Annotated in this window: 12 protein-coding genes; 5 read left to right on the top strand and 7 right to left on the bottom strand. The window is 47.3% G+C overall.

Features of this window, described 5'->3' with window-relative positions:
- Nucleotides 1-38: 38 nt before the first annotated feature.
- Genes GF401_20955 through GF401_20940 form a run of 4 tightly spaced genes read left to right on the top strand, consistent with a single transcriptional unit; the run spans nucleotide 39 to nucleotide 2,354 of the window.
- Nucleotides 39-374 (top strand): transposase, encoded by a 336-nt coding sequence (locus GF401_20955; protein ID MBD3347534.1) that lies wholly within the window; start codon nucleotides 39-41, stop codon nucleotides 372-374.
- A complete protein-coding gene (gene tnpB / locus GF401_20950; GenBank protein MBD3347533.1) occupies nucleotides 371-721 on the top strand; it encodes an IS66 family insertion sequence element accessory protein TnpB in 351 nt (116 codons plus the stop codon). The genes GF401_20955 and tnpB overlap by 4 nt, the downstream gene beginning before the upstream one ends.
- A 32-nt stretch (nucleotides 722-753) precedes the next feature.
- Entirely contained in the window at nucleotides 754-1,269 is a 516-nt protein-coding gene (locus GF401_20945; GenBank protein ID MBD3347532.1) for a hypothetical protein, read from the top strand.
- A complete protein-coding gene (locus tag GF401_20940; GenBank protein ID MBD3347531.1) occupies nucleotides 1,242-2,354 on the top strand; it encodes an IS66 family transposase in 1,113 nt (370 codons plus the stop codon). The genes GF401_20945 and GF401_20940 overlap by 28 nt, the downstream gene beginning before the upstream one ends.
- Nucleotides 2,355-2,496: 142 nt before the next feature.
- On the opposite strand, the gene GF401_20935 is transcribed toward GF401_20940, so the two are convergent.
- The 7 genes from GF401_20935 to GF401_20905 form a co-directional block, all read right to left on the bottom strand.
- Nucleotides 2,497-4,902: a 4Fe-4S binding protein gene (locus GF401_20935; protein ID MBD3347530.1), complete on the bottom strand. Its 2,406-nt coding sequence runs from the start codon at nucleotides 4,900-4,902 to the stop codon at nucleotides 2,497-2,499.
- 203 nt (nucleotides 4,903-5,105) lie between these two features.
- Nucleotides 5,106-5,915 (bottom strand): zinc transporter ZupT, encoded by an 810-nt coding sequence (gene zupT, locus GF401_20930; protein ID MBD3347529.1) that lies wholly within the window; start codon nucleotides 5,913-5,915, stop codon nucleotides 5,106-5,108.
- 96 nt (nucleotides 5,916-6,011) lie between these two features.
- Complete coding sequence (locus tag GF401_20925) at nucleotides 6,012-6,476, bottom strand: DUF1499 domain-containing protein (protein ID MBD3347528.1); 465 nt, start codon at nucleotides 6,474-6,476, stop codon at nucleotides 6,012-6,014.
- Nucleotides 6,466-7,089 carry a DUF2064 domain-containing protein gene (locus tag GF401_20920; protein MBD3347527.1) on the bottom strand — a complete coding sequence of 208 codons (624 nt, stop codon included), beginning with the start codon at nucleotides 7,087-7,089 and terminating at the stop codon, nucleotides 6,466-6,468. Before GF401_20920 ends, GF401_20925 begins: the two co-directional genes overlap by 11 nt.
- Nucleotides 7,070-9,070 (bottom strand): glycosyltransferase, encoded by a 2,001-nt coding sequence (locus GF401_20915; GenBank protein ID MBD3347526.1) that lies wholly within the window; start codon nucleotides 9,068-9,070, stop codon nucleotides 7,070-7,072. Before GF401_20915 ends, GF401_20920 begins: the two co-directional genes overlap by 20 nt.
- The gene (folK, locus tag GF401_20910) at nucleotides 9,061-9,459 is read right to left on the bottom strand and encodes a 2-amino-4-hydroxy-6-hydroxymethyldihydropteridine diphosphokinase (protein MBD3347525.1); all 399 of its coding nucleotides are present in this window, start codon (nucleotides 9,457-9,459) and stop codon (nucleotides 9,061-9,063) included. The genes GF401_20915 and folK overlap by 10 nt, the downstream gene beginning before the upstream one ends.
- On the bottom strand, nucleotides 9,459-9,821 hold the full coding sequence (locus tag GF401_20905; protein ID MBD3347524.1) for a FolB domain-containing protein: 363 nt from the start codon (nucleotides 9,819-9,821) through the stop codon (nucleotides 9,459-9,461). Before GF401_20905 ends, folK begins: the two co-directional genes overlap by 1 nt.
- 245 nt (nucleotides 9,822-10,066) lie before the next feature.
- On the opposite strand from GF401_20905, the gene GF401_20900 reads away from it, so the two are divergent.
- Nucleotides 10,067-10,438 (top strand): hypothetical protein, encoded by a 372-nt coding sequence (locus tag GF401_20900; GenBank protein MBD3347523.1) that lies wholly within the window; start codon nucleotides 10,067-10,069, stop codon nucleotides 10,436-10,438.
- Nucleotides 10,439-10,699 lie beyond the last annotated feature (261 nt).

The raw sequence follows: 10,699 nt of genomic DNA, 5'->3' as shown, positions 1-10,699 counted from the left end.
GCTATATTATTTCCTGAACATTCAACCAGGAGGTATGTATGGCCTACAATCCAGACTATTCAGAATCAAACGCACTACAGCACCTGTCCCTTCAGCGCGAAAGCGGTCTCAGCATTGCCGAATATTGCCGCCGTCATACTATTAATGCTTCAACTTTTTACGGCTGGAACAAGCGGTTGAAAGCGAAGTCGGATAATATTGCTCAAAACAAAAATCCACTGCCGTTTTTGGAAATACCAGTGCGGCCGTCGATTTCGCACGCTGATTCAAATATACATATCTCTCGGACAGAAATCACTCTACCATCGGATACGATACAACACGTATGTGATGTATTCAAAGACCTTCTGACATCGGGGACCTGCAGGCGATGATAGGATTGCATTCACTACGGCGCATATTGGTATGCACAGCTCCAACTGATATGCGCAAATCCTTTGATGGCTTATGTGGTTGTGTTGAGCAGTATTTTCACGACGATCCGGTTAACGGCAATATGTTTGTATTTTTTAATCGGAAGCGGACCATGGTAAAGATGCTGCTCTGGGACCGGTCGGGCTTCTGGATATTTGCCAAGCGTCTTGAATCCGGCACGTTTTCCCCGCGGTTGGTAAACCGGAATAGTGAAGTGGATATGGCGGAGCTGTTGTGTATTCTTGACGGAATAGATCTGGATAAGAGTTATAGAAAAAAACGTTTCTCAATAGCAAAAAAAACCTGAAAAATTGAATCTTTTTGTGTAAATTATAGACTGTGGACATATCAAAGATTCAATCAAAAAACGACCTTCCTAAAGAGATGACGGAACTCCAGCATTTTACCTGGATGCTTCTGTTACAGCACCAGAAGCTGCGTGAACGCTATGCCTTGTTGTCGAAGCGTCAGTTTGGTCAAAGCAGTGAAAAAACAGAAGACCTTGAAGCGGTGCAGCAGGAGATGGATGAGCTTCTGGCAGAGATTGAAGAGGCGATGGATACCCGCAGTGATGAAGAATCATTTGATACCATACCAATTAAACCTCACACCCGCCGTCGCAGACATCCCGGACGTAATGTGATACCTGATAGTGTCGAAACTGAAGAAATAGTTCATGATATTCCCGATGAAGAAAAACACTGCGATTGTTGTGGCGATGAAAAATCTGTAATAGGTAAAAAGGAACATGTTGTTGTTACGCGTATACCTGCAAGATATAAAAAGATTGTTCATGTGCGTCCGGTATACGCTTGTTCTAAATGTAAATGCGGCATATCGGTTGCCGAACCGTAGTTCTTCCGATTCCCAAGGGTATTGCGGATGTTTTTCTGCTGTGCTTTGTTATAAGCTCAAAATACCGATATCACCTGCCGCTTTATCGTATTCAGCGGCAGATATTCCATGAATCGGGTATCTGGTTTACCCGTTCAACCATGGTATCGTGGCTGCGGTATCTGTATAAGAGTATTCGACGAATACATTATGAGTTGCTGGGTGAATATAAACGCAGCCTGTTGAAACATGCGGACGAGTCTCCCCTTAAGGTGCATTTACCCGACGTCTCCGGGAGGCACCATGAAGGGCGCATGTGGGTTGGGTTGGGCAAAAATGATCACGAGGGCCCTGTAACAGCCGTGTTTCATTATGACAAAAGTCGTTCAGCAAAAGCCGCATTGAGTTTTTTAAAGGGCTCACGTCCAGGCGATATATTAATGGTTGACGGCTTCGAGCCATATACTCAACCGGTAAGAAAATATGGGCTTATCGAATTAAACTGTATGGCCCATGCACGCCGCAAGTTTAAAGAAGCGCTGGATACCGGCTACAAAGCAGATTATTGTAAAAAGATGCTGCGTAAAATAGGTCACTTGTATCGTATAGAGCGTTTTGCCGATCGGAAAAATGCAGATACTGAAACACGGGGTCGTCTCCGGCAAAAATATAGTAAAAAAATCCTTAATGAAATAAAAGATCTTCTGCAAGATCCCGGCTTTACCGTATTGCCGTCCAGAAAAGTCGGCGAGGCAATCAACTATATGCTTAACCACTGGAATAAACTCACAACATTTATCGATAATGGATTGTACCCGATTGATAATAATGCCGTCGAGAGAATAATACGCACCCTTGCAATAGGAAGAAAGAACTGGATGGTCGCAGGTTCAGAAAACGGAGCCAAATGGTGTGCTGTGTATTATTCAATTTTTGCAACATGCTTATTGAATGGCATTGATCCCGAAGAGTACCTCAGAGATGTTCTCATGCGGTTGGCAATACGTCCGGCAAATGCCGATGTGAAAGATCTATTGCCAGTCAACTGGGCACGGGAAAAAGGAAATGCACAGAAAAATGTAAAAGTGCAGTACCCTGAAAATTAAGTGCCTGCCTTTGTCACACGGTTACTGGGATGCGTGGTAAGCATTGAGCGTTTTTTATTGGCAGTTGAGATGGATTTTACAGGCTCTTAGAGCCGGTATGTCTGTAGAAAAAAACAAGAGAAAAACCCTCCTGCGCGGTTTTTCATGGTCCGCCCCTCTCTTCCTCCAACCGCATCTCAATATCTTTCTTTGGCAATCCGCTTTGCCATCCGGGTTGCAGGGGGAAGTGTTTCTGTGTGTGCCTTGTGTTGTCGAGGTCGATTGTGTCTACCTCTCCGAATGTCAAAACCTGCATGGGGCAATTGACAATGCAGGCGCTGCATCGCACACATTCGACGTCGTTCATGGGAATTCCTTTATTGGCATACCCCATGACATCGATACCCATATGACACACCTTGGTGCAGATATTGCACGAGATACAGCGTTTTTTATTTGCAAAGATCCGGTAGACCGAGAACCGGGTGTAGATATGCATCAGCGCGGCCAAAGGGCAGAACCATCGGCACCAGAGTCGTCCCGAGAGAAAGAAATAGACCCCAAGACCCAGAACGCCGGCAAAGATAATGTCCACAACAATTTCATAGGAGCTTTTGAGGCCGCCGGCAAAGGGAAGGTTGATATGGAACCATGTCGAGAGCATAATTGCGATGGTCATTATTCCGGCGAACCAGAGCACTACCTGTCCTACATTATCGGTTTTTTTGGCTGCCGGCCCGTGGGGGGCTTTGGTCCGGTATTCATCACCGAGGGTCTCGGCCAGGGCCCCGCAGGAGCAGATCCATCCGCAATAGGCCCCCTTGCCCCATTTGAAATTGAGCCAGGGGATAATCACAAAGGCCTGGGCAAGGCCGACAAGAAGCCAGAACATGGTCGGCTGACCGGTGGCAAGATTGTGAATAAAAAGTGGCCAGGCCAGGATTAACCCATAGGCCCGCCAGTAGGATTCACCGGGAAATACATTCTCCATAATCCAGGGGCCGAGAAGGCCGGCATTCCCAAGAAACGGGAATACAAATACCGGAAGAATGAACAGGGGAATGCACTGAAAGGCCATGAGCGCCCAGGTTTGCCGCTTGATATAGCCGGTGGGGTTCATATGAATACGGCGGAAACCGAAAATGACAATTGTCAGAGAATACATGGCCGTATACCAGAACCCGGGAGCGTAGCCCAGCAGGTAGTTCCCGCCAAGGTTATAAGAGAGATAAATATAGCCGAAAAGAATAAGAATGGCTCCGTAGAAGCTATATTTGAAACTGTTCCAGGGGTGGTCGAAATATTTCTTTGCGTCCACAATCAGGGACCCCAGGAGGAAGACTCCGGCCATCAGCATTCCCATATAGCTTGCCCAGGCTAAAATACCGTTGACCATGGAGGGCCATTGTTTGTCAAACAGCATGCGGGGGATTGAAAAGAACTCAGCCAGAGACCCGATTTTTGTTACCGGCGCTTTTTTACCGAAGTAAAGAACGCAGGAGAAAAGCAGAAGGGCGGCGAACCTGAAGTAGTAAGCTCCCCCTTTCTCGCCCTCCATCCGTATACCGGAGCGTTTGAAAAACTGAATGGGGATTTCGGTGCCGATCAGCGCAAAAACAGCGTCGTTGGGAAGGCCCTGTTCACCATCCTTTGTGGTGAGAACGACCTCCTTTTCCTTTATTTCTTTAACCGTGCTTTCGAAGATGGGAGTGATTTTACCCTGTTCAACCAATTGGTTGAAGGCTGCCGTATTCCGCTCTTTGGGGCGGGAAAAGGCGGCTTTTCGATAGGAGAGGGTAACGTTGTTTCCTGTCTTTGCAAGCGCAACCGCGGCTTCGAGAGCGCTGTCCCCGCCACCGACCACCAGAATGTCCTGACCGGTGTGTTCACCCGGATCGATCAGGCGGGTATATACCTTGGGGAGATCTTCACCGGGGACTTTCAAGCGGCGGGCATTGCCCGTTTTACCGATAGCAACAATTACCCGGAGGGCTTTGTAGGTTGCCTGTGACGATTCCACAATAAAATAGCCATCGGTTTTTTCGATTTTTTTGACTGTCTCATTTTCTTTCAGGGGAAGGTTTTTGTTTTCGATGTTCCGATTGAATTCGTCAAGAAGCGTCTCCTTTGTCCCCTCGGAAAATTTCAGGTCCGATTTCATGGGCGGCTTCTCGGGTGTCACGTAGACCGGCTTCCCCGCGGGGAAATTGACAATGGTGTTGAATTTCTGAGACGACTCCAACACGATATGTCGAAACCCCAGCTCTGCCGCGTGAAGGCTCGCCGATATACCTGCCGGTCCGGCCCCTAAGATGACCAGATCGTAAATTTCCTTGCTTTTTTTGTCGTTTCGCTCCCCGGCAAACTGCTCATCTTGTGCAAGCCGTTCGATAATCTTATAGCCCGACTCGGCGGCGAGCTTGATAAGGGGAATGCCGGTCAGATCGCCGGCGCAGTAAATGCCGGGAACTGTCGTTTCGAATTTGTTTTTCAATTCCGGAAATCGGTCGACTGTTCCGGTGGGATTGTCTTTTTGAAGCCAGTTGAAATAGAATGATGGTAGTTTCATCGTATTAAAGAACAGGACATTGATGACGCTGATTCAGCCGATTTGCGCTGACTATGGAAATGCAGGTGATTGGAGTGTGAAATTTTATCCTGCTTTTTCATGAGGTATAACGGTAAACCAGGTCTTCTCGAGTTCTTTCCCCCTATAATTCAGATTAGCGATACTCAGCCCAATCAGCGTGATTGGTGTTCCATCCCTTCCTGTTACGCAAACAGCAGCAGGCTCAGGGCCATGACCGCCATGCCGGCGACCAGTCCGAAAGCGGCGATATGGTGTTCACCGTATTCCTGTGCCGCCGGCAGGAGTTCGTCTAATGAGATAAACACCATGATCCCCCCAACGGCGGCAAAGATAATACCAAACATAAAATCGTTGAATATGGCAAAAAGAAACATGTAACCGATCAGTGCGCCAACCGGCTCGGAGAGCCCTGATAAAAAGGAGTATACAAAGGCCTTTTTCCGGTTCCCGGTGGAATAATAAATAGGAATAGAAACAGCAATACCCTCGGGGACATTATGGATAGCGATCGCGATCGCTATGGGAATACCCAGTGAGGCGTCTTTCATGGCCGCCGTGAAGGTAGCGAGGCCTTCGGGAAAATTATGGATCGCAATGGCCAGGGCTGAAAACATTCCCATTCTGTAGAGCTTCGGGTTGGCTACGCCGGGTCCCTTTCTCATCTCTTCAACATGATGGGCTTCGTGGGGGTTTTCATATTTTGGCACCAGCTTGTCGATTAAGGCGATGAAAAGGATTCCGCCAAAAAAGGCGGCTGTTGTTGCCCAGTAGCCGTTCCGCTCGCCTAATGACGGTATCAGAGAATCCCGGGCTTTCTGAAAAATCTCGACAAAGGAGACATAGAGCATGACTCCTGCGGAAAATCCAAGTGACAAACACAAAAACTTCTCATTGGTCCGTCGGGCAAAAAAGGCCAGTGCGCTCCCGACACCCGTTGCAAGCCCGGCGAAAAGGGTCAGTCCGAAAGCAAAGCCAACCGTTGACAATTCCATAAAACAGACTCCGAAAATCTATCTGGAGTATCGAGCGCTCGAACAGGGGAGTGAAATCCACCCGTCCTCCGCTACTCCATTACTCCCTTTCTTCTCTTAATGCTTATACGAAGGTACATTTTTTTGATTGAAACGTTTTTTGATTTCGGTCATTCGATTCCGGTTGACGCCTAAATCGGATTTCCCGACTCGTGAGGCTGAACGGAAGTGAATGAGCTTGTTGTTGTCATCAAAACTGAATTCGACATCATCGACAAACCGCCAGACCATGGTGTTGAATTCAACATAAAGATAATTGTCGGTCTCGGCAATGATCGTTGTATTATACATCGAATTTACTACTTTTTTCAGCTTTTTCATGGCTTTTTCTTTGGAGCCCTCATAGGTGATCGGTTCCATACGGTGAACCGAATCTTGTGCCATGGTTGAAACGCAATTAGGGGTTGATGGACATGGTGCAAGATTTCCGGCGCCGTTACCGACATTGGCGGGGCGCCGGGCAGCGCAGCCGCCGAAAAAAGCACAGGCGGTTCCTAAAAAAAGGAATCGTTTAAAGGGCATGAACAGGTTCCTTCCATCTAACATAGTCTTCCATTGTATCGATATCCGCGCGGGGTTGTAATATGTGGCATGAATAGCCCCTGCTGTAGACAATTGTCAGGGTTTCGGTCAGTAGGTTCGACGCGCTCCAGTTTTTGGCGGAGAAAATATCGAGGCTTTCGGGATTCGCTCCTACAAGATAATATCCGCCATCGGTTGCGGGGCCGAAGGCGGTTGCGATATCCTGTTCCAGATACACAAAGGCCTCCCGGATATCTTCGGGCACAAGGGTGGGACAATCAACACCAATTGTGATGATATAGCGGTAGCCCTGTTCAATCAGGTGGAGATAGGCATTTCTCAGGCGGTCTCCCAGGGTTTCCCCGCTTTGCGCAAAAAAGGAGGCTGCCCGATCGAAATAGGGCCGAAGAGTATCGGGGGAGTTGTCACCGGTATAGGCAACATGGTAGTGAAAGTTCGACGCCACATTCCCGGTGATCGTTAAGAGTTCGTCATAGATTCGGTCCGCGGTTTCGCGTCCCTCGGTTTCGGCAATACGGGTTTTGGCATCGCCGGTCCCCGGTGTTTTAGCAAAAACAACAAGCGTACTGCTTTTATCCATAGTATCGTTCATAAAACCACTCACATTTATCACGAATTAAACCAAACCGTCTTCGGATTATAAATAGCAAAGATAATGCCACAACTTTCAGGAAGTTTCCCGCGTATCCCTTTTGTTGCCATCGACGGATCGAACTGATCGCTCCGCGGGGAATGAAAAGTAACGGACCGGTCTCGTTCATGCGGAAAGCAAACTCGATGTCTTCCATAAGCCGGTAAGCGGGATAGCGACTGTATAAAACATTTCGCCTGAAAAACTGGGCCTGATCGCCAAAGGAGACGCCGAAAACCAGGGCCCTGAAATTATTAAGGTACTCAACGGCGCGAAAATGCATGCGTGTGCTCTCGTAGCGCGCGCCAAAGGATCCACCTACCGCCTGTGGCCTTTGGTTGATCTTTTGTACAAGCCTTTTAAGAGAATCGGACATGAGTCGAGAGTCACCGTGAAGGACCAGGATGATATCGCCTGTGGCGTGTTTCAGGCCTTCGATGATCTGTATACCCCGGCCGGGGGCGGAATCAATGCAGGTCACCCCCGATAATTGTCCGGCAATCGCCCTGGTATTATCGCTGCTGCCGCCGTCAACAACGATGATTTCATTTATCACCGCCTGCTGGGATTTTACCGATTCTATACAGTGCCAGATTGAAGATTCTTCGTTGAGTACCGGTATAATTACCGAAAAACTCGAAACCGCTCCATATTCTTTTTTCATGCCGTTGTTCCCGGTAATCAGCGTCCAGAGCCAGACCGGAAAAAGGGGTATGAATTCGATGCCGAGCTGCAGGTCGTTCAACTCCCATGTCCCGATTTCCCAATACCGCCAGAATGTGGGGAATACCGCCGCGATAGTTATAAAAAGTGTCACCCACAGCGGGGAGTGATAGATAACCAGAAAGGGAGCGATTGCAACCAGATACCAGGGGTGAAGAGTTGGTGAACAGAGAAGGAATGCCGACAGAGCGAGAAAGAGTGCTCTCAGTTTTCCGGGAACCAGAAAGAAAATGCCGGTATAGATAATAAAAAAGAGCGCCCAGGACAACGCAGTTGATATCCCGGCCCCGAAAAGAAGCGAAAAAAGCGTATGGAAAAAACCGTTAAACCGGAAATTTACGGCAAAACGAAAGGGAACATCGGTAAAAGATACCCCCGGTCCGGTATAGAAAAACAGCAGCAAAAAGGGAATGAATACCGCGGGAAGATATTTGAAATTTTCTTTGCGAATCAAGAGCGGGAGAACGATCACCGGGATCGGCTTGACCATAATAGACAGGCCAAGAAAAAGGTACATCGGGAAAAAACGGTTTTTAACCATGAAAAGCAGGGAAGTGACAAAGAAAAAAACATAGACACTGTCAAGGTGGCCTTCACCTGCAATAAAGAGGATCACCAGGGGGTTGAAGGCATAGAAAAGAAGGTGCTTTTTGTTGATATCCAGATGTGTCACCAGGGACACGAGAATGAACAGGGTGCCAAGGTCGAAAAGAGTAAACAGGATTTTAAATGCCGCCGGTGTGGCGGAAAAAAAAGATACTCCGGCAAAGAGGATCTGGGCGACCGGGAAATAGATTGTCGGGTAGTCTTTATGGTTGATCAGGTCCCACCAGGGAGTACGGAGGTATTCCAGTGAGGGTGAATCGGGAGCGAGAGCAAAGGGATTAAAGCCCTTGAGCTGAATATATCCTTCCCATATATACCGATAGATATCATCATTGGCGGGAAAATCGAGCATAATCAGGCGGGATGTTACGGCAACAAAAGCCATGAGCGGAAACAGGCCGTTTTTCGGCCACCAATTCCAGGCGCCGAACATGCCGGCAAACATCAGAATATAGGGAATGGCAAAGAATATACCGCCTCTGCCCAATGGACCGCCTAAAGAAAGCCAGACTGTGGCGGCAATAAAAAGAGCTGAAGAAAAACAGATTCCCATCCAGTTAATTGGTTGTTCCGGCTGAGGCGGTAAAGATGAGATGTTTTCCTCTATCTGCAAATGTCAACCCCGGTGCTCTGTTCCATTAGTTTGTCGACTGCATTCCTTAGAAAGCTACGGTCATAGTAATTTTTGTCGACAATTTTCCCGTTCCAGGCAGCGATATCGAGATCAATAGTGCGGGGGCCGTTTTTATTGGATGTTCGTTTGCGTCCCAGCCGATTCTCGAGTGTTTTAAGATAATGTCTGAACTCCGGCCGCTCCAGTGATGTATTCACCAAAAAGGCGCAGTTGATAAAATCGGGCTGATTTGCATATCCGATTGGTTTTGTCCTTGTGAGCAGTGTCGTTTTCTCGAACCTGTGATCCCGGGCAAGCATCCGGCGTGCTTCATCGATATGAGCATAAGGAGATATGTTGGATCCAACGCCGATAATTACCTGATTCATTAGCCTTCTCTTACCGCTTCCATTTCAACTGAAACCGAATCTGCAAACCTGAGCGCATGAGGCTTATCAACCTTTACTCTGGTCTTTAGTACTCTGTCGTCTTCCATGATAACGTCAATAATCGATGACGTCAATTTTTCTAAAAGGAAAAATTGCGAAGCTTCAACCACCTCGGTAACCCGCCGCTTGATTTTTTTATAATTAATCGTTTTTTTCAGACTGTCGGTGGCAACTGCCTCGGATGCATCGAATTTTAGAACAATATTGATTATTATTTCCTGCTTTTTCTCCCGTTCCCATTCGTTGGCGCCGATAATGGTTCGCAAGGCTAAGTTACTTATTCGGATTGTCGCTTTTTTCATGTGCTTTCCGATCGCATGCTGATTGTTGGGTAATTCTCAAAATATATATTTGCGCAATTCGATACAGACTGTTGTATAGAAATACACTTGTGTTGGGGGCGAAGGTTGAGACCGGAAGTCGAATAACATGAAAAATCAACCGTCCTCATTTATCCGCAGCCTCGTTAGAGGCGGCATATCTGTCGTCTTTTCTTATCCATTTGGCCTTGTTTTTGCAATAGCATTGGTTAAGACAGGAGGGCATTGTGAAACAAAAGATACATGAAACAGTCAGGCTGTTCATCGCAGTCGGGTTTCTCCCTGCTTTTCTTCTGGTTGGGGGATTGCAGCTAAAATCGCAGGGCGAAAGCGCTGGTTTGCACGATGAGGTTGGGGGAATTGAAATGGCGGCGCTTACCTTTGGAGCGGCAACGGTGCAGAAAAACCGGGCACTTTGCCCGTGCAGCGGTCCGGCGGGGGCCGGCCGTATGCAGTATATGACCATGGAAACAAGAGGTGAATCGGAAACAATACAGACCCGCGGCACTCATTTGCCGGTACTCCTTGAAAATATCGGAAAAAGAGAACATGGGAAAAAGAGGAATGTTTCAAGAAACTCCCGTGTTATTATATGGTAAACTATTATTCTGATTATAGAACGCCGATGACGCCAAATTGGCTGATTATCGCCAATTTTTTTGATATTTTTATATTTCTGATCGGCGAATATCAGTTTGATCAGCGTAATTAGCACTCTATTTTGGACAAGACTGTTGATGAATATTAAATGTCAAAATGACCTTTCAGTGTTTTAAGTGAAATGTATTATTTTTCATAACGTTTGTTGGGCATACAAACATGCCGGCATAAAAAAAGACACAACCACATAACCATAACGG

This window comes from Chitinivibrionales bacterium, from assembly GCA_014728215.1.
GTDB lineage: Bacteria > Fibrobacterota > Chitinivibrionia > Chitinivibrionales > WJKA01 > WJKA01.
The sequence above is the reverse complement of the archived record's forward strand: the minus strand, read 5'-3'. Positions and strand labels throughout refer to the sequence as shown.

Excerpts from the sequence above, each read along its gene's own strand:
- GF401_20955 (MBD3347534.1), top strand. The coding sequence starts at position 39 with ATGGCCTACAATCCAGACTATTCAGAATCAAACGCACTACAGCACCTG.
- tnpB (MBD3347533.1), top strand. The coding sequence starts at position 371 with ATGATAGGATTGCATTCACTACGGCGCATATTGGTATGCACAGCTCCA.
- GF401_20940 (MBD3347531.1), top strand. The coding sequence starts at position 1,242 with ATGCGGCATATCGGTTGCCGAACCGTAGTTCTTCCGATTCCCAAGGGT.
- GF401_20935 (MBD3347530.1), bottom strand. The coding sequence starts at position 4,902 with ATGAAACTACCATCATTCTATTTCAACTGGCTTCAAAAAGACAATCCC.
- zupT (MBD3347529.1), bottom strand. The coding sequence starts at position 5,915 with ATGGAATTGTCAACGGTTGGCTTTGCTTTCGGACTGACCCTTTTCGCC.
- GF401_20925 (MBD3347528.1), bottom strand. The coding sequence starts at position 6,476 with ATGCCCTTTAAACGATTCCTTTTTTTAGGAACCGCCTGTGCTTTTTTC.
- GF401_20920 (MBD3347527.1), bottom strand. The coding sequence starts at position 7,089 with ATGAACGATACTATGGATAAAAGCAGTACGCTTGTTGTTTTTGCTAAA.
- folK (MBD3347525.1), bottom strand. The coding sequence starts at position 9,459 with ATGAATCAGGTAATTATCGGCGTTGGATCCAACATATCTCCTTATGCT.
- GF401_20905 (MBD3347524.1), bottom strand. The coding sequence starts at position 9,821 with ATGAAAAAAGCGACAATCCGAATAAGTAACTTAGCCTTGCGAACCATT.